Genomic DNA, 23,144 nt, shown 5'->3' with positions numbered 1-23,144 from the left:
CGGTTGGCGCCACGGCATCCGAATTATTCCGTGCTCGACCCGAGGTGCTCGCCCGGTACCACCACCCAGTGGTTGACCCGCAGGACGCGACCGGCGAAGCCCAAGTCCCGCTCGCCGAGCAGCCGGAAGCCCAGCGCCCGGCAGATCCCGTTGGACGGCCCGTTGGTGACCCCCGGGTTGGCGTGCACCTCGCCCCAGCGGCCGTCCTGCGCGGCGGCGTCCAGCACCCGGCGGACGGCCGCCTTGGCGAGGCCGCGGCCCTGGTACTCGGGCAGCACCATCCAGCCGATCTCGGAGACCGGCGTGCCGTCTTCCTCGTCCGACCAGAGCGTGACGGTGCCCGCCACCTCGCCGTCCCCGCGGCCACGCTAGCGCGACCCACCGACAGTGGCGTCCGGCGGCGCGGGCTGGCATCCTCGTGCCGGTTCAGGTACAAACGATCCGCATTGTGGGGGCCCATGGAGGACGAGTACTTCCGGAAGCTGAAGGACTACGAGAGCAAATCCCTGATGATGAAGCTCGTCGGCGGGCTGACCGTGGCCGGCTGGCTCTGGGCGCTCTGGCTGGTCTTCGCCCCGGGCAACGGGCTCTGCGGCGCACCGGCCTTCTACGAGCCGAAGGGCTTCCACATGCAGGAGGCCTGCAACGGCGAGCTGATCGGCCGGATCGGCGGCGCGCTCGCCGTCTTCCTGGTGTCGCTCCCGCTCGCCGGCGTCTGGGGCTGGGCCTTCGTACGACTGCTCGACAGCCGCAGGGCCCTGGCCGCCCTGGCCGGCCGGTAGCGCGTCTCCGAGGAGGCGAACGGCCGCGGCCGGATGCGCGAAGGTCCCCGGGGCTGGTGCTCCGCCCCGGGGACCTTCGCGTCACTGACCGGTGATCAGCCGTTCTGGTAGTAGCCGAAGATGTCCACGATCAGGTCGAGCGGGCCGTCGCTCTCGTTGAAGAGGTCGACGATGCCGTTGCCCGGCACGGCCTGGGCCATGTTCGGCACGGTCTCGCCGCGGCGCCAGTTGAGCGTCGAGACGTCCGGCGCCGTCTGCGGGTAGGCCGTCCCGTTCTGGTAGGCCTGCCAGGTGTTGCCGTCCGCCCCGATCGACAGGTGGCCGGCGTCACGGGTGCCGGTGACGGTGGTGTTGAAGACGAACGCCCGGATGTCGCTGCGGTCGGTCATGTGCAGCGGGACGTAGTACCGGCCGCCCAGCTGGCCGCCGCGCCAGGTCGACGCGTCGCGGGTGTCCAGCAGCCGCTCCGGCTCGACCGGCATGTAGGCGGCCCCGCCGTACATGCCGTAGTAGCCGACCACGTCGACGATCACGTCGGTCGAGGCCCAGGCGCCGTTGTACACCTGGATCCGGCCGTCCGCGCCGACCGGGACGATGACCGCGTTGGCCACGGTCTGCCCGGCGGTGAAGTTGACGTTGGAGGCGGTGGGCAGGCCCTGCCCGCTCGGGTACACCGTGAGGTGGCCGTCGCTGCGCGGGTCGGTGACGGTGATGTTCAGCGCGACCGCGTTGACGCCGGAGAAGGGGATGCCGGGGGCGGAGAGGACGATCTGCACCGGGAGGGAGCGGTAGGCGCCGACCTGGCCCCGCGGGGCGCCGGTGCCGTCACGGGTGTCGACCAGGCGCTTCGACCCGATCTCGTAGTAGCCGTTGGCGTTGGACTGGGTGAAGTACCCGGTGATGTCGGCGATCAGGTCCACCGAGCCCCAGCCGCCGTTGTACAGGTCGACGTAGCCGTTCGCGCCGACCGGCACCGTCACCAGGTTCGGGACGGTCTGCCCGGCCTGGTAGTTGACGTTGGAGGTGGCCGGTCGGGCGCCGCCCTCCGGGTAGGCGTCGATGTGGCCCGCCGTCACCGGGTTGGTGACGGTCAGGTTCAGGACCGCCGCGGTGACCCCGGTCGGGATACCGGCGTTGCCGCCGACCTGCACCCGCGCGGTGCCGCCGGCCGGGATCTTGGCGGCGGTCGCGCCGGTGCCGTCTCGGGTGTCCAGCAGCCGCTTGGGCCCGTACGGGGTGTACTGCGAGCCGACGGTGCCGACGTTCACCGTGTTGCGGACGGTGTTGCCACTACGGTCGTAGTCGGTGGCGGTGACGGTGTAGTCGCCCAGCTTCTGGTAGCGGTGGCTCAGCGTCGACGTCACCGGCTTGTCGCCGGCGAAGTTCACCACGCTGGTGGCGCCGTCGCCCCAGGTGACGTACAGGTCCTGGGCGACCGGCTTGGAGGTCACGTTCACGGTCAGCGTGATGCCGTACGCGCTGGTGTTCCTCGCGGTGAGGGCCATCGTGAAGTTGGGGTTGGTGCTCAGGTACTTGACCGCGCCCCGGTCGGTCATCGGACCATTGCCGAAGAAGTCGGCGGTCAGCGCGCCGGGCGCGCTCGGGTTGGCGGCGCCGATCGCGGTGGAGCCGGGCTGCAGCGCGTACGCCACACCGAACTCGTAGCCGCTGCCGACCATCGACGGGGCCACCGCCTCCACGGTGTCGTGAGCACCCTGGGGCTGGGCGGCCCGGAACGCGTCGAGCGTCGGGTACGCGGTGCCGGCCCAGCGGTAGGGCCCCGCGCCGGTGGTGACGGCGGAGTAGAAGTCGTTGTAGTCGGTGGTGGTCGCCGCGGCCGACTCGGCGGACACCGTGACGGCCGGCACGCCGGAGTCGCAGGCGGCCGCCTCGGTGGACTCCACCACCAGGTTGTTCTGGATCGACACCGCCGCCCCGGCGCCGTCCACCGCGACCGCCGGGAGGCAGCCGCGCTGGATGGTGTTGCCGGTGACGTTCAGGCCCTGCACCCCGGTGGCGGCGATGCCGGACCTGGCCAGCAGGTTCCCGGCCAGCGTGACGTCCCGGGCGCCGGCGGCGACGGTGACGGCGGTGTTGGAGATCGTCGGATCCGGGGCGATGTGCGTCCGGGTCACCGCGACCGAGCTGGAGGCGCCGTCGATGGCGACACCCAAGCCCTTCTGGCCGCCGGCCCAGATGTGGTTGGAGTCCAGGGTGATCCGGCTGGAGCCCTTGACCGCCACGGTGCCCGACCCGGTGTACGCGCTCAGGTAGAGGTGGCTGATCGTCACGTCGCTGACGCCGTCCAGGGTCAGCGTGGGCTGGTCGCCCGCGCTGTCCACCTTCGCGGGGACGCTGTCGCCGCCGATGACGGTGAGCCCGGAGGTCCGGATGACCACCGACTCCCGGGAACGGGCCGGGTTGCCGCTCTCCATCGTGCCGGACACCTTGACGGTGTCGCCGGGCGCGGCCGCGTCGACGGCGTGCTGGAGGCTGCAGAACGGCGTGGCCTCGGCGCCGGTGCCGGTGTCGGTGGTGCAGGTCGAGGCGGTGACGGCGTAGATCGTCCTGCCGGTGGCGCGCGGAGCGGCCGCCGCGGCCTGCGGGGCGGCCTTGCCCTGCACCCGGTAGGACTTCTCCGCCGGGCTGGTGAACGTCTTGGGCGTGGACGGACCGGTCCCGGTCAGGGCCGGGGCCTCCACGGCGGGCGGTACGGTCGGCTGGGCCGGCCCGGCGGCGAACGCCTGGCTCGGCAGGAAAGCGAATCCGGCGGCGATGGACGCGGCGGTCGCGATGAGACGGCGGTGGGACACCAACACCCCAGGTATGAAAGTTTGATGATCGCCTTGATGGCCGCGTCAGATTACCGATCCCGGCGGCGCCGTCAACAGGCAGGGCTCTCTGGAGATTCGGGGCGGGCGCATCGGGTCGGGCGCACCGGGTCGGATGCATCGGAGCGAGCGCATCGGAGCAGGCACATCGGAGCAGCGCATCGGGACGGGCGCATCGGAGCAGGCGCACCGGAGCGAGCGCATCGGGACGGGCGCATCGGAGCAGGCGCGTCAGCGCGGGCGGGTCAGGGGCGGGCGTAGAAGTCCGGGGTGCCCATGATCCAGAGGCTGGCCTGCTTGATCGGCTTGCCGGCCCGCGGGGCCTCGATCATCTGGTCCCCGCCGATGTAGAGCCCGACATGGAAGATGTCCGCGGCGCGCCCGGTGTCCGTCCAGAAGACCAGGTCGCCGGGGCGCAGTTGGCGGTAGCTGATCGGGGTGCTCTGGGCGTACTGGTCGGCGGCGAAGTGGTTGAGCTGCCGGCCGCCCTCGCGCCAGGCCATCATGGTCAGCCCGGAGCAGTCGTAGCCGGCCGGGCCCTCGCCGCCCCAGATGTAGGGCAGGCCGATCTTGGACTTGGCGAAGGCGACGGCGGCGGCCGCGCCCTCGGCGGACCACGGGCGGGTGGCGGGCGGCGGCAAGGCCTTCTGCTGGGCCTTGGCCACCGCCTCGGCCTGCGCTGCCGCCGCCTCGGCCTCTCGGGCCGCCTGTTCGGCGGCGGCGCGGGCGGCCGCCTCGGCCTCGCGGGCGGCGATCGCCTCCAGGGCCTCGCGGCGCTGGCGCTCCAGCTCGACGGTGGTGTCCCGGGCGACGGCCAGCTCGGCGAGCAGCTGCTCGCGGCGCTGGTCGGCGGCGGCCACCTCGCCCTGCTGCGCGGCCAGCCGCTGCTCCGCCCGGACCTTGGCGGCGCCGACCGCGACGGCGGCCCTTCCCGCGGCCTCGGTGGCGGCCCGGGCGGCGGCGGAGGCACTGCGGGCGGCGGCCGCCGTGGAGGTGGCGGCGTCCAGGATCTGCCGGGTGCGCTCGCTGACCTGCCCCACCGCGACGGCGCGGTCGCCCGCTTCACGCGGACCGTGGGCGCCGAGCAGGGCGTTCAGCGCGGACAGTTCGGCGCCCACGCCCTGCCGGTACGTCTCGGCGGCCAGCCGGGCCGCGTCCTCGGCGGCGGCCGACCGCTCGGCCTCGGCGGCAGCGGCGCGCTGCGCGGCGGCGGCCTCCTCGGTGCGGGCCCGAGCGAGCGCGAGCTGGGCACCGTTGTAGGCCTCGACGGCCTGCTCGGTGGCGCGCCCGGCCCGGTCCAGCTCGACCCGGGCGGCGGTGAGCGCGGCCTCCAGGGCGGCGATCGAGGAGGCCTTGCCGTCGGCCTCGGCCCGGGCCTGATCGATCTCCTCGGTGGTCGGGTAGGGCTCCTCGCCACCGGCCGGATCGGCCGAGGTCCCGGGTTCCGCCGGGGCCGGTTGCGCCGGCGCGGCCTGAACGGCGGGGAGCAGCCCGAGCAGGGCGGTGAGGGACAGCAGGAGGGTCAGCAGGAGCCTGCGCGCCACGGGACATCCCCTTCTGACGGGTCCGGAGGGGACGGCGTCGGACGAGGGGTGGCGGGGGTCCGAGGAATCATCCCATCACGTGACAGAACGGTCACATGACGCTCATGTTCTCAATTCCGCCAGGCTTCACACCTGGAACATGCTCTTCCGGTCGGGTGACCATCAGATGATCTGACCAGCCACCAGGAGGGGCAGACGCGCGCCGGGCGGGCAGGCAGGACGGGCGGACGGGCGGCCCGACGGCCCGACGGCCTACCGGCCGATGCGGCGGGTGTGGGGGCGCAGGCGGGGGTGACGGGCCGGGCGGGTCTCCAGGCCGGTCGGGGTGACTGCGACGGCACGGCTGCGGCCGGCCCGAATGGTGCGGCGGCGCTGTTGTGCCTGTCGGGAGCGGGTGGGGCCGGCCGCTGCGGCGTCCTGGTCCGCCGTGCCCGCGGGCCGGCCCGGCGTGGCGGCGGCCGAGCGGCGGTCGGCCAGCCGGGCCTGGCGGCGAGCCAGGGCTCGGGCGGCGTGGGCGTCGAGGTGGGCGGTGGCGCGGGCGGACATCCGCTCGGCGACCCGGTGGGCGGCGGGGTGGTTGGCGGGCACCTTGTCGGGGGCGCCGGCGATCAGGTCGAAGAGCCAGGTGCGGGCCCGGTCCGCGCGCCGGTGCAGCAGGCGCTCGCGCCGCAGCGCGCGCGCCCGGCGGCGGGGGCGCTCGGTGTACCGCCAGCGTGCCCACGGGCTGCTCGGCCGGGCCAGCCGGATCGCCCCGATCCAGGACAGCCCGGGGACCATGATCCCGAGCAGGCCGGTCCACACCTTGCCCTTGAACAGGGTGACCACCGAGGCCAGGCAGTTCACCGAGATGATCGTGACCAGGCCCCACCTGGTCTCCTCGCCGGGCACCACGCCGAGCGGCACGTACCCGACCAGCAGCAGGGAGGTGAACAGGATGCCGATGATCACCGCGTCCACCGACTTGCGGCCCTGTTCGCTCCAGTACACGTCGTCCAGGTGCAGGATCAGCGCGAACTCGTCCAGCACCAGGCCGCAGCCGATGCCGAAGGCCAGCCCGAACCAGTCCATCCACGGCTGCCCGCCGTAGGTGGCGAACACCCCGATGCCGCCGAGGAGCAGGAAGCCCAGGCCGAACACCATGTGGTGGATGTGCAGGCCGCCGGGGGTCACGTTGCCGGGCCACCAGCGCACCTGGGCGCGGATCATCCGGACGCTGAACCGGATGAAGACGAAGGAGGTGATGAAGCCGACCAGCAGCAGGAACAGCGGTTGCTTGTGCGCGTTGACGATGTGCTCGCGGTAGCTGTCCAGCAGTGTCGTCATGGGTCTTACCTTCGTTCCTGGTCCTGCGCGTACTGCGTACTGCGGGTACTGCGTACCCCCACGGGTGTCGACGGGAGTCGACGCCCGGTCAGAACCCTCGGGTGCGCTTGGCCGCCCGGCGCGGCATGGCGGGCAGCGACGGGAGCTCGGCGTCGACCGGCAGCTTCATGAACAGCCGGGCGATCTCCCCACCCAGGTTCACCCCGATCGCCAGCGCCATCGCGATCGCCGCCGCCCGGAAGACCGACACCAGGCCGGCACTGGAGTGCCCCTGGGCGAAGGCGAGCATCCCCAGGTAGAGCGCCGAACCGGGCATCAGCGGGCCGATCGCGGCGGTCACGTACGGCAGCGCCGAACCGTTTCGGTAGCGCGCCATCAGCTGGCCGAAGAGGCCGACCAGCCCGGCCGCCACGCCGGTCGCGGCGATCGGGTTGACGCCCGCGTTGTACACCAGCGCGCCGTAGCTGGCCCAGCCGATGCCGCTGTTGATCGTGACCAGGGCCAGTGAGCGGCGGTCGGTCTGGAGCAGTGTGGCGAAGGCCAGGGTCAGCAGCATCGCGGCGACCATCTGGACCGGCGGGTAGTTGACGCCCACCAGGCTCTCGTCGGGGCGCAGGTTCGCCTCGAAGCCGACCCCCAGGTAGAGGATCACCATCACCCCGATCACGATGCCCGCGACCAGGTAGACCACTTCCAGCAGCCGGGCCGCGGCGGTGATGTAGAAGCCGGTCAGGCCGTCCTGCACGGCGGCGACCAGGGCGCGCCCGGGTAGCAGGGCGAACAGGCCACCGGTGATCACGACCGAGCCGCGCAGGCCCCAGTCGTTGAGCGAGAGGATGATCCCGGAGGCGGCGGCGGGCATCGCGGCCGCCACGAACTGGTAGAACTCCGGCAGCCGGCGCTTGGCCAGCGCGGAGGCCAGCCGGTCGCCGAGGACGGCCGCGACGAAGGCGCTCGCGAACACCAGCCAGCCCTTGTCGTCCATCTTCCCGCCAACCAGGAAGGTCGCCGCGCCGGCCAGCAGGCCGGTGGTCAGGGCGAGGAACCAGGCCGGGTACGGGTGCCGGTTGCGGCGGATCAGGGCCAGCCGGCGGTAGGCGTCGTTGACCGACACCTTCTCCGCGGTGATGTCCGCGACCAGCTCGTACACCGCGTCGAGCCGGGTGTAGTCGGAGGTGCGGCGGCGCACCACGCGGTCGGCGGTGACCGGCGGCTCGACCAGCGAGGGCTGGTACGAGATGCCGATCAGGGTGAAGGTGACCTGCGGCTCGCAGCGGTCCAACCGGTAGGCGTGGGCGATGCCGAGCATCGCCGCCTCGACGTCCTCGGCCGCCTCGCCGCTGGCCAGCAGCAGCTCGCCGATGCGCAGCGTCAGGTCGAGGATGCGCGGGACATTGCGGGTGTGGCCGACGGAGGGGTGCAGCTCGCGGGCGGTGCGTTCGAAGGCGGGGCGCTCGGACATCGGGGTGCGCAGCAGGGTGCGCATCCGGTCCGGCCAGGGCGCCTCGCCGGGGGCGCCGGCGGTCAGGTCCGGGATCGGGATGCCGGTGGGCGGGGTGTAGCCGGCCGCCCGCCACTCCTCGGGGGTGAGGGTGTCCTCGGCGACCGAGCGGCGGCCGGCCGGACGCTCGACGGCGGCTCGGGCCGCCGCCTCAAGAGCCGCCCCCGGCACCGACCCCGGCGCCCGCTCGGACGCCGGCTCGGGCGCCGGCTCGGGGGCCGGTTCGGGCTCGGGGGCCAGCAGGCCCTTGGTCTCCGGGACGGGCGGGGCGAGCGGGACGACGACGGTGGGTTCGACCGGCGGCGCGGGGTGGCCGAGCAGGCCCTCGGTGGGCGGCGCGTCGGAAGGGTGCACCGGCTTCGGGGGTGCCTGCCTCGGCTGTCGTACCGCCCGGCCTCCCCTCGCCCGCTTGCCCGCACCCGGTCGGCCCCGCTTAGGCACTTCTTCCGCTCCTTGCCGCCCCTGGTGGCCGTCGGCCACCGTTCGATCTCGGGTTACACCTTGCCTGATCGAACAGCCCGACGCACATGTACGCGGCGTCCCGTGGAGGGGGCGTCGAACGCCTACCCGGCGCGGTGGCCTGCGGCGGAACCGGAACGGCGGGCCCGCAGCAGCTCGATCGCCACCGGGATCACCGAGATCAGCACGATGCCGACCAGGATGGCCTCGATGTTGTCCCGGACGAACGGGATCTGCCCGAGGAAGTAGCCGAGCACGGTGACGCCGCCGCCCCACAGCACGCCGCCGACCAGGTTGAACAGCACGAAGCCGCGGTAGTTCATCCTGCTCACCCCGGCCACGATCGGGGTGAAGGTGCGGACGATCGGCACGAAGCGGGCCAGCACGATCGCCTTGGGCCCGTGCCGGTCGAAGAAGGCGGCGGCCTTCTCCACGTTCTCCTGCTTGAAGATCCGGGAGTCGGGACGGCGGAAGAGGCTCGGGCCGACCTTCCGGCCGAAGAGGTAGCCGACCTGGTCCCCGGCCACCGCGGCGGCCACCACCAGGGCGCAGACCAGCCAGAGCGGCTGGTGCAGGTAGGTGCCGCCGGCCACCAGCAGGCCGGTGGTGAACAGCAGCGAGTCGCCGGGCAGGAAGAAGCCGATCAGCAGGCCTGACTCGGCGAAGACGATGGCCAGGATGCCGATCAGGCCGAAGGTGGAGATCAGGGTGGTCGGATCGAGCCAGGACGGGCCGAGGGCGAGGCTGGTCACGGTGCGGGCACTCCGGGATGGTCGAGTCTTGGCAATGGAAGAGTAAAGCATTGACAAAGACTCGACTGGGGGCCGGAAGGTTCCCGGGCGTGAGCGCGGGTGCCCGGGACGGGCGGACGCGCACGGCCCCGGCGGGGGCCCGGGTGGGGCCGGCCCGCCGGGGCCGTGTCGTCGGGTTCGTGTCGTCGGGGTTCGTGTCGTTGGGGTTCGTGTCGTTGGGGTTCGTGTCGTTGGGGCCGGTCAGAGCCCGTAGCGCTCGACGATCTCCTCGTGCCGGGCGAGGTCCGCGCCGGCCGCCTTGGCGAGGGCGGGCCAGGCGAGCGGGTGCGGCCAGTCGCCCGTCAGCCGGTGCAGCAGGGCGTCGGCCTCGGCGGCCGAGGCGGTCGGCGGGACGCCGAGGGCCGCGTAGACGCCGGGCAGGGTGTCGCCGCCGTCCGCCGGGTCGGTGATCCGGTACCCGTCCCCGCTGTACGCCCAGGCCGCGTACCCGGAGCGGGCGAGCTCCTCGCGCAGGCGGAACCAGGTGTTTTCGCCGGGCCAGCCGCCGTCGATCCAGTAGGTGGTGTACCCGGCCGGGTCGAGCAGGGTCAGGTACCCGAACACCGGGCGCCAGTGCTGCCGCTCCTCCTCGGGGGCGTCCTCGGCCGGCGGGCTCTCCAGCAGGGCCGGGGCGAAGACCACCACGTCGCCGTGGTTGAGCGTCAGGTCGTCGCCGAGCACCGGCAGGATGCGGGCGGTGGCCGGGCCCGTCCGGACGGCGGGAAGGTCGGCCGTCGCGCCGTTGGTGCGGGTGGCGCGGATGGTGACCAGCTGCCACTCCTCGTCCACCGGGCCCTCGGGCTCGTCGAACTCGATGTCGAGCAGCGCGCCGGTGGAGCGGACCACGGCCCAGTCCCGGTTGGCGCTGGCCGCGGTGATCAGGTGCCACAGGTCGGACTCCTGGACCGTGCGGTGGCCACCCTCGGCCGTACCGCCGGCCGTACCGCCGGCCGTACCGTCAGCCGTGCCGCCGGCGGGCTCCGCGTGCTCCAGCAGCTCCAGGTAGTACCGCTGCGCGGTGGCGTGGTCGCCCAGCTCGGTGGCGGCGTGGGCGGCGAGACGGCGGGTGTTGAGCACCTCGTCGTCCAGCGCCAGGATCGCCTGGCAGTGCTCCAGCGCCTCGGCCCAGCGGCCCTCGGAGCCGGCCCAGCGGGCGCGGATCCAGAGCCCGTCCGTCGGGTCGGTGCGGGAGACCAGGTCGGCGAGGCGGCGTATGCCCTCCCCGTCCCGGGCCTCGATCAGCATCTCGCCGAGCGCGCCGGTCAGCTCCTCGCTCCCCGCGTCCTCCTCCAGGCGGCGCCACAGCAGGTCGGCCGCCGCGCGGGCGTGGCCGAGGGTGCCCAGCACGGTGGCCAGGAGCACCGTCAGCTCGGTGGCGCCGGCCTGCTCACCCCGGTACCGGTCCAGGGCGACGGAGAGCAGGTCGGCGCCGGTCTCGAAGGGCACCCGGGCCTCGGCCAGGTGCGCCGCCAGCTCGCCCGGCACCACGGGCAGCTCGGGCCTCGGCAGTGCCTCGGCGGCCGCGCGCAGGGCCGCGACCTGCTCCGCCACGCCGTCGGTGCGCCGCAGCTGGGCGAGCTTGCGCTCCCCGGTGGCGGCGAGGGTCAGCGCCACCGTACGGGCGCCGCGGGCGAGCGCGAGCCGGCCCGCCGCCAGCAGCTGGTCCACGCACGGGCGGTGCGCGCCGACGCCGTCCAGGTACCCGGCCCAGCCGGCCAGGACAGCGCCCAGCGCGGCGTCGTTCTCCCAGGCGCCGGCGGCGACCAGCAGCTCGACCGTCTGCGTCCAGGTGCCGCGCAGGTCCGCGTGCTGCTCGGCCTCGGCCCGCTCGGGCAGCAGGGCGAGCGCCTCCTCGGTGCGGCCGAGCGCGGCGAACGCGCGGGCCCGCAGCAGGGCGCCCCAGCGCTCGTCCCGCTCGTCCAGCCGGCGCCCCTGCTTCTGCTCGGCCTGCTCGGCCGCCGCCAGCAGCTCCAGCACCTCCTCGTGCCGGCCCAGCAGGTGCAGGGTGCCGGCCCGGGCCTGCTGGAAGCGGAGCGAGACCTGCTGGCCGGCCGCCCGCATCCGGTTGGCCGCGGAGTCCAGGTACGCCAGCGCCTCGGCCTCCCGGCCGTCGTCCTCCAGGGCGTCGGAGTACTCGCGGGAGAGGCAGTCGTAGCAGGCCCGGGCGGGCTCGATCCGCTCCAGCGTCTCGCCGACCACCGCGAGCCGCTCGGCCACGTACCCCGGCCCGTCCACCCGGGCGTGGCAGATCGCGAAGTCCTGCACCACGCAGACGGACTGCGGGCAGCTCGCCGTCTCCTCGCGATGCGCGAAGTCCAGCAGGTCGACCGCCTCGGGCAGCGCCGCCTCGCCCTGCTGGCGCTTGTTCAGCAGGTTCTGCATCCGCCAGTGCCGCAGGTAGACCTCGACCCAGGGCAGGCCGAGCGACCGGGCGGCGGCCACCGCCTCCGGGTAGAGCGCGTCCAGCTGGTCGTTGCGCCCCTGGCCGGCGTGCTCGGGCAGCTCGATGATGGCCTCGGCCAGCCTGTGGTGCCCGGCCTCGGCCAGCTGCCGGTGGGTGTCGCGCACCCAGGCCCAGATGTCGGTGGTCATGCCCGTTCCCCCTGCGTCGTGCTGATGAGTTGTCTACCGCATGCCACTGACAATCCGTCCGTCACGGCTCCTCCGTGAGGGCTTCGGGGCTGTCCGGGACCGCCGGCAGACCGGTCGGGACGGCGGCGGTCAGGGCGGAGACCGCGGTGCCGATGCCGGCCAGCGCGGCGGTGAGGTCGCCCTCGGACGGGCCGGCCGAGGCCGCGGCCATGATCACCTTGAGCGAGCGGAGCAGCCCGGCCGCGGTCGCGCTGCCGGTGTGCCCGGCGCGGTAGGCGGCCAGCAGGTCCCGGACCGCCGGGCTGGCCAGGTTGAGGTACAGCCGGGCCTTGACCTCGCCGTCGGTGCGGGCGGTGAAGGCGCGGGCCAGCCGCAGGGCTGCGGACGGGATCCGGGCGTCCGCCTGGTCGTCCTCGATCCGGGCCTTCAGCTCGGCCTCGCGGTCCGGCACCAGGACGAGCGGCAGGCCGGGCGGGTCGAAGCGGGCCGGGACGAGCTGCTCGCCCGGGCCGGCCAGGGCGCCGGCCAGCCAGGCCGCCTCGTGCTCCGGCAGCGGGCGCTCCGGGTCGCGGAACAGCTCGCGGTTGCCCTGCTCGCTGCCCAGTTCGACCAGCCGGCAGCCGCGCAGCTGGGCGTAGCGGCGCAGGAACGGCAGGACGGCGTAGCGGTCGCCGCGCGCGATCGGCACCCGCATCGCCCGGTACAGCATCTCCTCGAAGCCGCCGCCGCTGCCGAGCGCGACGTGCACCGCGCCGCCGCCGGCCGCGCGCAGCGCACCGGCCGTCAGGTCGCCCTGCGAGGTGGGCACCGGCACGTCGTCGGCGAGCAGGGTGAACAGCCGCTCGTCGCAGAGCGCGGCGCCGAGCAGGTCCTGGCCGTGCCGGGTGAGGATGCGGCGCCAGGCGGCGGGCCGCAGCCGGGCGGTCTCGTACAGGCCCTCGACGATGGCGTCGGCCAAGGCCCGCTGGAGCGCGCGGTAGTGCTCGTCGCGCTGGAGGTCCTCGCGGCTGGCGGTGGGGGTGAGCCGGCCGGACTCGACCACGCCGCCGATGAACCCGGCCCAGCTGGGCAGCAGGTCGCGGGCGTCCTCGGCGAGCAGCATGCCGCGCAGGTAGACGGCGAGGTCGCGGTTGTCGCTGCTGCCGTAGGTGCCGCCGTCCTGGACCCAGAGCAGGCCGACCGCGTCGGTGGTGCCCTCCACCGGGTCGACGGGGAAGGCGGTGAGCGGCTCGAAGCGGCGGCCAAAGGCGGTGGCGAAGCGCATCCGGGCGACGTACTGGTCGCCGTCGGAGGGGTGACGCGAAGCGTCTCGGCCAAGGGTGGGGGTGGGCGACGGGTGGGCCCGCCGGCGCCAGGGCACTTCGACGGAGTTGACCGGCGTCTCGTCCTCGCCGACGAAGACCGGGATCGGCAGCAGCACGCAGTACCGGCCGAGCACCTCGCGCAGCACGTCCTCGTCGGCGAGGTGGCCGTGCTCGGCCTTGAGCGCCAGCTCGACCACGGTGCCCGGGTGGGGCCGGGCGGGCACCGGCTCGACCCGGTACTGCTCGCCGCCCCGGCTGGTGTAGCGGTGGCCGAGCCCCGGCTCGCGGTGCGAGGTGGTGGTGACGGTGACCTCGTCGGCGACCGAGAAGGCGGAGAGGAAGCCCAGTCCGAAGGCCCCGATCAGCTCCTGGTTGCCGGTCAGTTCGCGCAGCATCCGGGTGTAGCCGGTGCCGACGGTGGCCAGGTAGGAGTGGATCTCGGGCTCGGTGAGGCCGGCCCCGGTGTCCTCGATGGCGACGGTCCGCCGGGCGGCGTCGGCGCGCACCCGGATCAGCGGGCGGTGGTCGCCGGCCGGGTCCTCCAGGAGCCGGCGGGTGTGCGAGTCGTGCGCGTTCTGGACGAGTTCGCGCAGGGCGACCAGCGGGGTGGAGTAGAGGTGGGTGGCGAGGACGTTCACCAGGCCGCCGAGATCGACCTCGGTCGTCCGCAGCTCCTCGGCGGGAATGGACTCGGGCGGAACACCTTCAGACATGGGTCCTCAGTGTGCCAGTGCGACTATCTGGCGACCATTTCTTTCCGCCGGGGTCGGCGAAGCCGTGCACGCCTTGGCCACCATGGACAGTCGAAGCTACCGCCGATTAATTTGTGGGGCCATCACCAGGCACGTTCCGCCCCGGTCGGCAGCCCCGGCCGGTGCCGACGAAGGGAGGCGCCGCCGTGCGCCGCACCGTGTTCACCGAGGACCACGAGGCCTTCCGGGAGACCATCCGGGACTTCATCGCCAACGAGGTCGTCCCGGTCTACGAGAGCTGGGAGGCCGACGGCCACCCGCCGCGCGACTTCTACCGCCAGCTGGGCGCGCTGGGCGTCTACGGCATCGAGGTGCCGGAGGAGTACGGCGGCGCGGGCGAGAGCGGATTCAAGTACCAGGCGGTGATCGCCGAGGAGACCGCCCGGGCGGGTGTCAGCTTCGGCTCCTCCGGCGTGCACACCGGCCTGGTGCTGCCGTACCTGCTGGAGTACGCCGACGAGGAGCAGAAGCGGCGCTGGCTGCCCGGCTTCGTCTCCGGCGACATCATGACCGCGATCGCGATGACCGAGCCCGGCGCGGGCTCCGACCTCGCCGGCATCACCACCACCGCGCGGCTCTCCGAGGACGGCACCCACTACGTCCTGAACGGCGCCAAGACCTTCATCACCGGCGGCGTGCTGGCCGACCTCGTCCTGGTGGTCTGCCGCACCGCCCCGTACGACCCGGAGAACCGGCGGGCCGGGCTGTCCATCCTCTGCGTGGACACCGACTCCGAGGGCTACACCGTCGGCCGCAAGCTCCAGAAGATCGGCCTGCGCACCTCGGACACCGCCGAGTTGGCGTTCAGCGACGTGCGGGTTCCGGTGGAGAACCTGCTCGGCGAGGAGGGCCGGGCGTTCTCCTACCTGACCCACAACCTGGTGCAGGAGCGGCTGGCGATCGCCGTCGGCGCGTACGCGGCGGCCGCGGCGGCGGTGCGGTTCGCGGTGCAGTACGTCAAGGAGCGCAAGGTGTTCGGCAAGGCGGTGGCCGAGTTCCAGAACACCAAGTTCACGCTGGCCGACTGCGAGGCCCAGGTGGTGGCGCAGCAGTCGATGGTGGACCGGGCGCTGGAGCTGTACCAGAACGGCGAGTTGACCGTCGCGGACGCGGCCGCGGCGAAGCTGTTCTGCACCGAGTCGGCGTCCACCGTGATCGACAAGTGCCTCCAGCTGCACGGCGGTTACGGCTACATCCTGGAGTACCCGATCGCCCGGCTCTACACCGACAACCGGGTGTTCCGGATCTACGGCGGCACCAGCGAGGTCATGCGCAGCATCATCGCCAAGTCGCTGGGACTGTAGGGACGTTGCGGCTGCGGCGGGCCGTTTTCGGGCGGCCCGCCGATCCCGCGCACCCGCGTACAGGGCCGCTCAGTTGGGCGAGCCGTGCTCGGCCCGCCAGGCCTCCCAGCCGGCCGAGGACGCCACCCGCGCCTCGTGCAGGGCCCGTTGGGCGAGGGCACTCGGCGCGGTCTCCAGGCCGCGCACCCAGCTGCGGCCCGCGGTGACCAGCGCCACGCAGACCATCGTCGCCCCGGCCGCGCCGAGCACCGCACCGATCGCGGTGAGCACCGCGCCGCCGGTCAGCACCGTGCGGTTGACCTGGAGCCCGCTGAAGATTCTCTGGTTGGTCGCCATGCCTCCACGATGCGGGCAGTCGGCGGGGGGCGCACCCCGGACTGGTCGGGTCGGGCGCATCGGGTCGGGCGAGGCGTCCCGGGGCGGGCGTCCCGGGTCGGGCGAACCGATTCAGGCGACTCGGGTCGGGCGACTCGGGTCGGGCGACTCGGGTCGGGCGACTCGGGTCGGGCGACTCGATTCAGGCGTCTCCGGGTGCGCGGCGCCCGGACGTCCGCGACCCTGGGCACACGGAGTGCACCCGGAGCGAGGAGGAGGCGCGCGGTGCCCGATCTCGAACAGCTCGCCGTGGAGCACGCCGCCCTGGCGGCCGAGAGCCCGCACGGGCGCAGCGCCCATCTGGTCCTGCACGACGGGATCCTGCGGCAGACCGTGATCGCGCTGACCGCGGGCACCGCGCTGGACGAGCACAACCCGCCCACCGCGGGCAGCATCCAGGTGCTGCGCGGCCGGGTCTCGCTGACCATCACCGGCCGACGGCTGGAACTCGCGGCCGGACGGCTGGAGCCCGTCCCGCAGGAGCGGCACGGGCTGCTGGCGCACGTCGATTCGGTGGTGCTGCTGACCGCCGTCACGGCGTAGCCGCCGGCAGGGGCTACAGCAGGGCTACGGCAGGGGGTTGAACACCCCGTCGCCGACCAGCCGCAGTCCGCGCAGGAAGTCCTGCCCGCTGGGCACGAGTTCGGGCGCGGCCAGCCACTGGGCGCAGTAGCCGGTCAGCAGCGCTTGGTAGAAGGCCCCGCGGGCGACGTTCTCCTCGGTCTCCGGCACTTCGTCCACCCCGCGGAACACCGCGGCCAGGCCGAGTCGGCCCTCCTTCTGCGCCCCGGCGAAGGCCTCCGCCAGTTCGGGGGCGTGTCCGGCCAGGGCGAGCGCCTCGAACTGGGCCGCCCAGAGCCCGCGGTGCTCGACGAAGACGTTCCGCAGCCCGTCCCAGACGGCCGCGAAGCGCACCTCCGGGTCGTCGGAGACCTGGTTGGCGGCGATCACGACCGCGCCCATGGCCTCCCCCATGTCGCCGATCGCCTCGATCATCGCCGCGTTGAGCAGTGCGTCCTTCGAGCCGAAGTGGTAGCCGATCGCGGCCAGGCTGACGCCGGAGGCGGTCGCGATGTCGCGGGCCGTGGTGCGCCCGTAGCCCTTCTCGTAGAGGCAGTGCTTGGCGCCGGCCATCAGGTCTTCGCGGTTTCCCATGCCCCGATCCTACGGAAGCACTGGACGAACGTCTCGCACACACGTCTCGTACGATCGTCTCGTACAGCCGTCTCGTACGCCCGTCTTGTACATCTGTACTAGACAAGTGTCTGACACGTCCGTACCGTCTTCCCCATGACCGCAACCACCGGCCGCGCGGGCCGTCGTGAATGGATCGGCCTGGCCGTCCTGCTGCTCCCGACCCTCGTCCTCACCATGGACATGGGCGTGCTCTTCTTCGCCGTCCCGTACATCTCCACCACGCTGGCGCCCAGCGGCACCGAGCAGCTGTGGATCCTGGACATGTACTCGTTCCTGCTGGCCGGGCTGCTGCTCACGATGGGCGCGCTGGGCGACCGGATCGGCCGCCGCCGACTGCTGATGATCGGCGCCGTCGGCTTCGCGGGCGCCTCGCTGCTGGCCGCCTGGTCGCAGGACGCCGGCCAGCTGATCGCGGCCCGCGCGGTGCTCGGCGCCACCGGGGCCACCCTGATGCCCTCGACCCTCGCGCTGATCCGCAACATGTTCCACGACGCCAAGCAGCGGCAGCTCGCGCTCGGCCTGTGGGGCGGCGTCCTCACCGCCGGGGCCACCCTCGGCCCGGTGGCCGGCGGCCTGCTGCTGGAGCACTACTGGTGGGGCTCGGCGTTCCTGCTCGCCGTCCCGGTGATGGCCCTGGTGCTGCTGGCCGGGCCCTTCCTGCTCCCCGAGTACCGCTCCACCGAGCGCACCGGCCGCTTCGACCTGCTCGGCGCCGTGCTCTCGCTGGCCGCGATCCTGCCGCTGGTCTACGGCGTCAAGACCATCGCCGTCGAGGGCTGGAGCCTGCTGCCCGGACTCGCGATCCCGGCCGGACTGCTGATGGTCGCCGCCTTCGTCCAGCGCCAGCGCACCGCCGCCAACCCGCTGCTGGACCTGAGCCTGTTCCGGATCCGCACCTTCAGCGGCGCGATCAGCGTCAACTCCATCGCGATGTTCTCGATGATGGGCTTCTCGCTCTTCACCTCGCAGTACCTCCAGCTGGTCAAGGGCATGAGCCCGCTGACCGCTTCGCTCTGGTCGCTGGTGCCGAGCGTCGGCGTCGGCGCGTCCGTCGGGATCAGCTCGGCGCTGGCCGGCAAGGCCCGCCCGGCGGTGCTGATGGCCGGCGGGTTCCTGATCGGCTCGGTGGGCTTCGCGATGATGACGATGGTCGGCGCGCACTCCCCGCTGGCGCTCATCCTCACCGCGGCCGGCGTGCTGGCCGCCGGGACGGTCGGCACCATGACGATGACCGCCGAGATGGTCGTCTCCGCCGCCCCGGTCGAGCAGGCCGGCGCCGCCTCCGCCACCTCCGAGACGGCCGTCGAGCTCGGCAGCTCGCTCGGCATCGCCCTGCTCGGCGCGGCCGGCGCCGCCGTCTACCACCACCAGCTGGACGGCGCCCTCCCGACCGGCATCGACGGTGAGGCCGCCCGGGCCGCCCAGGACACCCTCGGCGGCGCGGTCACCGTCGCCGCCCAGCTGCCCGACCGGCTCGGCGCCGACCTGCTGGAGGCCGCCCGCACCGCCTTCACCGACGGCCTGCACGTCGCCGCCGTGGTCGGCCTGGTCTGCGCCCTGGGCGCCGCGCTGCTGGCCTACCGCCTGATGCGCCACCTCCCGGCCGCCGCCCCCACCCCGCAGCCGTCGCCGGAGTCCGCACCGGAGCCCTCGACCGAGACCGCGACCAAGTCCGAGACCGCCGCCGTCTGACCACCCGGCCGATCCCCGCGCGTCATCCGAGAGCCCCCGCCCACCCGGGCGGGGGCTCTCCGCTGTACATCCAGCCGCGACTACAGGTACCGATAAATGTCTCGGCGGTTGCCCACCGACAGGATCCAGACGACCAGTATCCCGGCCTCGACGGTATAGACGACCCGATGGTCCCCCACTCTCAACCGCCATCGGGCGTGGTGTCCTTGGAGGGCCTTGATGTCGAACGCCGAGGTGTCGCCATCGTCCAGCGCCACCTGCAACTCGGCGAGCCGATGGAGGATCCGACGCGCATCCGGCAGGGGCACCTTGAGAAGCTCCCGCTGCGCGCGCGAGCTGAACCGCGTGACGTACCCCATCGCCGTCAGCCGTGGTGCTCGCGAAGCATGGCGGCCATCTCCTCCAGAGAGACGGAGCCTTCCAGCCCCTCGGCCTCGGCCTCATCCGCAAGGCGGTTCAGCCACTCGTCCTCGGCCCGCTCGGCCACGTCCTTGAGACGCTGATACTCAGCGATGTCAATCACCACCGCCTCCTGCCTGCCCCGCCTGGTGATGATCGTCGGAGTCTCGTCGCGCCTCGCCCGGTCGATCACGTCCGCGAGATGGCTCCGCACCTCGGCCATCGACTCGATCACTGGCTCACTCATGACACGAATGTAGCAGATGTACATCTGTTGCATTTGTAGCGCGGCGCGCGCCGTACCCGGGCCTCCACCCCGGGGTGGACGCCGCGCGCTCCACCTGCGGGCGGGTGCGTCGGGGGGCCTTGGGGAGGAACGTGGAGGCACACCCCAGAGCGCACACCCCAGAGCGTCGGGAGCACTCCATGTCCCTGCCCGCCCTTCTCGCCCTCCTCGGCCTCCTCTGCTGGATCGCGTTCGAGCTGCTGCTGCGCCGGCGCGAGGACGCCTCCGCCGGGACCTGGCACGCCGACCGGCGCGACCGCGGGTCCACCCGGCTGCTGATCGGCTGCTACGTCGCCTCCGTCCTGGTCGTGGTGCTGTTCGACAGCGCCTCGATCGGCGAACTGCCCGGCTGGGCACGCTGGTTCGGGGTCGCCCTGGTGGCGGACGGGCTGCTGCTGCGGGCTTGGGGCATGCGCACCCTGGGCCGGTACTACACCCGCACCCTGCGCACCGTGGACACCCAGCGCCTCGTCCGCACCGGCCCGTACCGGCGGATCCGGCACCCCGGGTACGCCGGCAGCCTGATGGTCTGGGTCGGTTACGCGCTCGGCACCGGCAGCTGGGCGGCCGCCCTGGTGGTCGCGGCGCTGCTGCTCGCCGCGTACGGCTGGCGGATCTCCGCCGAGGAGCGGCTGCTGCTGGACGCCTTCGGCCGTGAGTACGAGGAGTACCGCCGGGTGTCGAAGCGTCTGGTTCCGTTCGTCTACTGATCACACTGGCACCGGCGGTGGATGTGAGCTTCGGCACCCGCAAACGCCCAGGTGGGCGCATTCGCCCGTGCCGGGGCCCCGGCCCCGGGCGTCCCGTCGTCCCCAGGTCCCGCCCAAGCGGCACCTGGTTTTTGGCCAGCGTTTCCCGGCTGGTGTATCCGTTCGCCGTCAGGGGCAGGCATACTGGCCAGCACGGGCGCTAGCGCCCGCCATGCCTCTAGACAATGAAGGGACCGGTGGCCAGGGATGCTGCGTAACGGTCTTGAGCCCTGGCACATTCTCGTGGTGCTGGCGGTCGTAGTCCTGCTGTTCGGATCGAAGAAGCTGCCGGAGATGGCGCGCGGGCTGGGCAAGTCCATGCGCATCCTGAAGGCCGAGACGAAGGCCATGCGCGAGGACGACACCCCGGCGGACGCCGGCACCGCGCAGAGCACCGAGCGTCCGGCCGTCACGCCGACCAACGTGACCAAGGCCACCGACGCCACCGACACCAAGCGGCCCGAGACGGCCGCCTGAGTCACCCCGCTCCTGAAGGAAAGCCCCTGGTACGCCACCAGGGGCTTTCCGCTGTTCCGGGCCGCCGCTGCCGACTGGCCGTCCGATCTGATCCGTTGTCTCCTGGGATGCACCCAGTGGAGGAACGGAGTCCCGGCATGCCGACCGACGAGCCCGGCGAGCGGCCCGGCGAGCAACCCGGCGAGCGGCCTGCCGAGCGGCCCGGCGACGAACTGGCCGAGCTGCGGGCCCGGCTGGGCGCCGTCGAAGCCCAGGAGGCGCGGCTCGCCCGGCACTTGGCACCCGGCCCGCCATCGCAGCGGGCGCGTGCCTTCGTCGCCGCGCTGCTGATCGCGCTGGCCTGGGTGCTCACCCCGCTGAGCGCCCTCGCGCTCTGGGCGAAGTCCGAGATCAGCGACACCGACCGCTACCTCGCGACGATGGCCCCGCTGGCCCACGACCCCCGCGTCAAGACGGCCGTCACCGACCGGGTGACCGCCGAAATCATGAAGAAGCTGCCGCTGGACTCGCTGTTCGACGGCGCCACCCCCGCCGACAAGTCCAAGCTCGGCGCCCTGCTCGGCGGCATCGGCCAGGCCCTGGACGACGGGCTCACCACCTTCGTCCACGGCCAGGTCGAACGGTTCGTCGACAGCGACGCCTTCGTCACCGTCTGGACGGACGTCAACCGGGACGCCCACGCCGCGGTCGAGAAGATGGTGACCGGGCAGGGCGGCGGCGCCGTCGAGGTGCGTGACGACACCGTGCTGCTCGACCTCGCCCCGGTGATCGCCCGGGTGAAGGCCATGCTGGTGGAGCAGGGGCTCCCGCTCGCCTCCCGGATCCCGGAGATCCACACCTCCTATCCGCTGCTGCGCTCCGACGCCCTCCCCAAGGTCCGCACCACCCTGCGGGTCCTGGACCTGGCCGGCTTCTGGGTGCCGGTGCTGGCCGGCGCCTGCGCGCTCGGCGGGGTGCTGCTCGCCCGGCGCCGCCGCCGGGCGGTGGTGGCGGCGGCCCTGGGCATGGCGGGCGGGGCGCTGCTACTGGGCATCGGGCTGAGCGTGTTCCGGGCCGTCTACCTGGACGGGCTCCCGGCCGATGTCGACCAGGGGGCGGCCCAGGCGGTGTACGACACCCTGGTGCGCTACCTGCGCTCGGCCGTCCGGGTGGTGGTCACCCTCGGCCTGCTGGTCGCGCTCGGCGCCTGGATCAGCGGCGGCGGGCGGTGGGCCCGCACCGTCCGGGGCGGCTGGCACGCCGGGCTCGGCGCGGTACGGCGGGTCGCCGGACGGGCCGGGCTGCGGCTCGGGCCGGTCGGCCGGTTCGTCCACCGCCGGAAGGCCGCGCTGGGCTGGCTGGCGGTCGCGCTCGCGGCGCTGGCCTTCGTGCTGTGGACCTACCCGACGGTGCTGGTGACGCTCTGTCTGGCCCTCGGGCTGCTCGCCGTCCTGGCGGTGCTGGAACTGCTGGACGAACCGGGGCCGGTCGAACGGTGATGTCCGAGGACCCGCCGCCGCCACCGCCCGTCGACGTACGGGCCTGGCTCTGGCTGCTGGGCGCCTCCGCGCTGCTGATGGCCGGGTACTTCACCCTGCCGCTGGAGTGGCTGGGCGAGCGCCGGCCGCTGCTGAGCTGGCTGGTCTTCGCGGGCGCGCTGGTCGGCCTGACCTGGCTGCTGGTCGCCAAGATCGTCGGCGTGATGCGGGGAACCGCCAAGCGCCCGGTGGTCTGGCTGGCCTTCCTCATCTTCCTGGCACTGACCATCTTCGCCGGGACGTACTACGTGCTGGGCGCGCACAAGGCGGAGTTCGCCGGGCTGGAGACCCGGCTGGACGCCCTGTACTTCACCGTCGTGACGATGGCGACGGTGGGGTACGGCGACATCACCCCGGCCGGGCAGACCGCCCGACTCGTCGTGGTGCTCCAGATCGGCTACAACTTCGTCTTCCTCGCTGCGGCGGCCGGAACGGCGTCCCGGGCGATCCGGGGGAACGTGGAGCGGAGAATCCGGGGCCAGGGCTGAGGCCTGGCACCCGGCTGCGTCAAGCGGTGTCAGGTGATGTCAGGCGGCGTCGCGGTCGGCCTCCAGGAGGAGCACGAGGAGGTTCAGAAGGGTCGACGCCGGGGCGGTGTTGAAGCAGACCAGGACGCGTCCGTCGATGGTCTTGTCCGTGCCGGCCGAGGGGAAGATCAGCCCGTACTTGCGGCCGCGCTCCCGGACTTCGGCGAGGAGGGTACGGATGTGGTCCTCGGTGTAGTTCCGGACCCGGGGGTCGGTCGGCACCATCGGGAAGCGGCTGGAGGTCACCGGGCCGCCCCGTCCAGCTCGAACCAGACGGATTTGGCCCGCTCGTGGGGGTCGACGCCCCAACGGTGGGTGAGCCCGGCGACGAGCTGGAGGCCCCGGCCGGACTCGGCGAGGAGCGAGAGGGGAGGAGTGGCGGGGAGGACCGGGCTCTCGTCGGTGACGGAGACGCGGAGGTTGCCGTTGTCGGAGATGATCTCGACGAGCGGGGCGGGGGTGTGGCCGTGCCGCCAGGCGTTGACGAGCAACTCGACGAGGGCCAACTGCGCGTCGAAGATGGTGGAGGGGTCCCAGCCGAAGCGCGTCATGTTGTGGTGGAGGGTCTGACGGGCGATGGCGATGGTGGGGGTGTTGATGTGACGCATGGGAGTTCTCCCGAAGCGTGAGTAGGGGGGAACCGGCGGAACATGTGTCGCCGTGAGCCAGGCCAACGAAGAAGACATGGCTGCTCTGCGGTGCTTGCTAGCAGGCGTTACTGACGATCCGTCGGATCGATGTG

Annotated in this window: 22 protein-coding genes; 8 read left to right on the top strand and 14 right to left on the bottom strand. The window is 73.1% G+C overall.

Translation table 11 applies throughout. The features are described from left to right. Positions 1 to 23: 23 nt before the first annotated feature. Positions 24 to 347, bottom strand: a complete 324-nt coding sequence (locus QWJ13_RS10800; RefSeq protein WP_316522913.1) for a GNAT family N-acetyltransferase — start codon at positions 345 to 347, stop codon at positions 24 to 26. Between the two features lie 111 nt (positions 348 to 458). Between QWJ13_RS10800 and QWJ13_RS10795 the strand changes: the two genes are divergently transcribed. Further along, on the top strand, positions 459 to 782 hold the full coding sequence (locus QWJ13_RS10795; protein ID WP_316522912.1) for a hypothetical protein: 324 nt from the start codon (positions 459 to 461) through the stop codon (positions 780 to 782). A gap of 95 nt (positions 783 to 877) precedes the next feature. On the opposite strand, the gene QWJ13_RS10790 is transcribed toward QWJ13_RS10795, so the two are convergent. The 7 genes from QWJ13_RS10790 to QWJ13_RS10760 all read right to left on the bottom strand — a co-directional run bounded on the left by QWJ13_RS10790 (position 878) and on the right by QWJ13_RS10760 (position 13,840). Further along, positions 878 to 3,601, bottom strand: coding sequence for a right-handed parallel beta-helix repeat-containing protein (locus QWJ13_RS10790; RefSeq protein WP_316522911.1), 2,724 nt, complete (start codon positions 3,599 to 3,601; stop codon positions 878 to 880). 257 nt (positions 3,602 to 3,858) lie between these two features. Further along, positions 3,859 to 5,157 (bottom strand): C40 family peptidase, encoded by a 1,299-nt coding sequence (locus QWJ13_RS10785; RefSeq protein WP_316522909.1) that lies wholly within the window; start codon positions 5,155 to 5,157, stop codon positions 3,859 to 3,861. Positions 5,158 to 5,409: 252 nt separating this feature from the next. Beyond that, complete coding sequence (locus QWJ13_RS10780) at positions 5,410 to 6,480, bottom strand: hypothetical protein (protein WP_316522907.1); 1,071 nt, start codon at positions 6,478 to 6,480, stop codon at positions 5,410 to 5,412. An 88-nt stretch (positions 6,481 to 6,568) separates the two neighbouring features. Then, on the bottom strand, positions 6,569 to 8,335 hold the full coding sequence (locus tag QWJ13_RS10775; RefSeq protein ID WP_316522906.1) for a threonine/serine exporter family protein: 1,767 nt from the start codon (positions 8,333 to 8,335) through the stop codon (positions 6,569 to 6,571). A gap of 209 nt (positions 8,336 to 8,544) precedes the next feature. Next, positions 8,545 to 9,192 carry a DedA family protein gene (locus QWJ13_RS10770; protein ID WP_316522905.1) on the bottom strand — a complete coding sequence of 216 codons (648 nt, stop codon included), beginning with the start codon at positions 9,190 to 9,192 and terminating at the stop codon, positions 8,545 to 8,547. Between the two features lie 240 nt (positions 9,193 to 9,432). Beyond that, positions 9,433 to 11,823 (bottom strand): tetratricopeptide repeat protein, encoded by a 2,391-nt coding sequence (locus QWJ13_RS10765; RefSeq protein WP_316522904.1) that lies wholly within the window; start codon positions 11,821 to 11,823, stop codon positions 9,433 to 9,435. A 61-nt stretch (positions 11,824 to 11,884) separates the two neighbouring features. After that, entirely contained in the window at positions 11,885 to 13,840 is a 1,956-nt protein-coding gene (locus QWJ13_RS10760) for an ATP-binding protein (RefSeq protein ID WP_316522903.1), read from the bottom strand. A gap of 185 nt (positions 13,841 to 14,025) precedes the next feature. Here QWJ13_RS10760 and QWJ13_RS10755 point away from each other — a divergent pair, with 185 nt between their 5' ends. Beyond that, entirely contained in the window at positions 14,026 to 15,183 is a 1,158-nt protein-coding gene (locus QWJ13_RS10755; protein ID WP_316522900.1) for an acyl-CoA dehydrogenase family protein, read from the top strand. Between the two features lie 69 nt (positions 15,184 to 15,252). Here the strand turns inward: QWJ13_RS10755 and QWJ13_RS10750 are convergent, their stop codons facing one another. Continuing rightward, positions 15,253 to 15,519 (bottom strand): hypothetical protein, encoded by a 267-nt coding sequence (locus tag QWJ13_RS10750; protein ID WP_316522899.1) that lies wholly within the window; start codon positions 15,517 to 15,519, stop codon positions 15,253 to 15,255. 264 nt (positions 15,520 to 15,783) lie between these two features. Between QWJ13_RS10750 and QWJ13_RS10745 the strand changes: the two genes are divergently transcribed. After that, positions 15,784 to 16,101: a cupin domain-containing protein gene (locus QWJ13_RS10745; RefSeq protein WP_316522897.1), complete on the top strand. Its 318-nt coding sequence runs from the start codon at positions 15,784 to 15,786 to the stop codon at positions 16,099 to 16,101. A gap of 24 nt (positions 16,102 to 16,125) precedes the next feature. On the opposite strand, the gene QWJ13_RS10740 is transcribed toward QWJ13_RS10745, so the two are convergent. Then, the gene (locus QWJ13_RS10740; RefSeq protein ID WP_316522895.1) at positions 16,126 to 16,713 is read right to left on the bottom strand and encodes a TetR/AcrR family transcriptional regulator; all 588 of its coding nucleotides are present in this window, start codon (positions 16,711 to 16,713) and stop codon (positions 16,126 to 16,128) included. A gap of 135 nt (positions 16,714 to 16,848) precedes the next feature. On the opposite strand from QWJ13_RS10740, the gene QWJ13_RS10735 reads away from it, so the two are divergent. After that, entirely contained in the window at positions 16,849 to 18,447 is a 1,599-nt protein-coding gene (locus QWJ13_RS10735) for an MFS transporter (RefSeq protein WP_316522893.1), read from the top strand. A gap of 80 nt (positions 18,448 to 18,527) precedes the next feature. On the opposite strand, the gene QWJ13_RS10730 is transcribed toward QWJ13_RS10735, so the two are convergent. Beyond that, positions 18,528 to 18,806 carry a type II toxin-antitoxin system RelE family toxin gene (locus QWJ13_RS10730; protein WP_316522891.1) on the bottom strand — a complete coding sequence of 93 codons (279 nt, stop codon included), beginning with the start codon at positions 18,804 to 18,806 and terminating at the stop codon, positions 18,528 to 18,530. Positions 18,807 to 18,811: 5 nt separating this feature from the next. Then, positions 18,812 to 19,093 (bottom strand): type II toxin-antitoxin system Phd/YefM family antitoxin, encoded by a 282-nt coding sequence (locus tag QWJ13_RS10725; RefSeq protein ID WP_316522890.1) that lies wholly within the window; start codon positions 19,091 to 19,093, stop codon positions 18,812 to 18,814. Positions 19,094 to 19,272: 179 nt separating this feature from the next. Between QWJ13_RS10725 and QWJ13_RS10720 the strand changes: the two genes are divergently transcribed. From QWJ13_RS10720 to QWJ13_RS10705, 4 genes are all read left to right on the top strand, one after another. Further along, positions 19,273 to 19,842: a methyltransferase family protein gene (locus QWJ13_RS10720; protein ID WP_316522888.1), complete on the top strand. Its 570-nt coding sequence runs from the start codon at positions 19,273 to 19,275 to the stop codon at positions 19,840 to 19,842. Between the two features lie 246 nt (positions 19,843 to 20,088). Continuing rightward, the gene (tatA, locus tag QWJ13_RS10715; RefSeq protein ID WP_316522886.1) at positions 20,089 to 20,358 is read left to right on the top strand and encodes a Sec-independent protein translocase subunit TatA; all 270 of its coding nucleotides are present in this window, start codon (positions 20,089 to 20,091) and stop codon (positions 20,356 to 20,358) included. Between the two features lie 137 nt (positions 20,359 to 20,495). Beyond that, complete coding sequence (locus tag QWJ13_RS10710) at positions 20,496 to 21,836, top strand: hypothetical protein (RefSeq protein ID WP_316522884.1); 1,341 nt, start codon at positions 20,496 to 20,498, stop codon at positions 21,834 to 21,836. Beyond that, on the top strand, positions 21,836 to 22,363 hold the full coding sequence (locus tag QWJ13_RS10705) for an ion channel (RefSeq protein WP_316522882.1): 528 nt from the start codon (positions 21,836 to 21,838) through the stop codon (positions 22,361 to 22,363). The genes QWJ13_RS10710 and QWJ13_RS10705 overlap by 1 nt, the downstream gene beginning before the upstream one ends. A 39-nt stretch (positions 22,364 to 22,402) precedes the next feature. Here the strand turns inward: QWJ13_RS10705 and QWJ13_RS10700 are convergent, their stop codons facing one another. Beyond that, on the bottom strand, positions 22,403 to 22,648 hold the full coding sequence (locus tag QWJ13_RS10700; protein WP_316522880.1) for a hypothetical protein: 246 nt from the start codon (positions 22,646 to 22,648) through the stop codon (positions 22,403 to 22,405). Beyond that, positions 22,645 to 23,010 (bottom strand): ATP-binding protein, encoded by a 366-nt coding sequence (locus tag QWJ13_RS10695; RefSeq protein WP_316522878.1) that lies wholly within the window; start codon positions 23,008 to 23,010, stop codon positions 22,645 to 22,647. The genes QWJ13_RS10700 and QWJ13_RS10695 overlap by 4 nt, the downstream gene beginning before the upstream one ends. Between the last annotated feature and the right edge of the window lie 134 nt (positions 23,011 to 23,144).

The organism is Kitasatospora brasiliensis, from assembly GCF_032654805.1.
Lineage (GTDB): Bacteria > Actinomycetota > Actinomycetes > Streptomycetales > Streptomycetaceae > Kitasatospora > Kitasatospora brasiliensis.
This window is presented reverse-complemented; position numbering and strand designations above follow the sequence as displayed.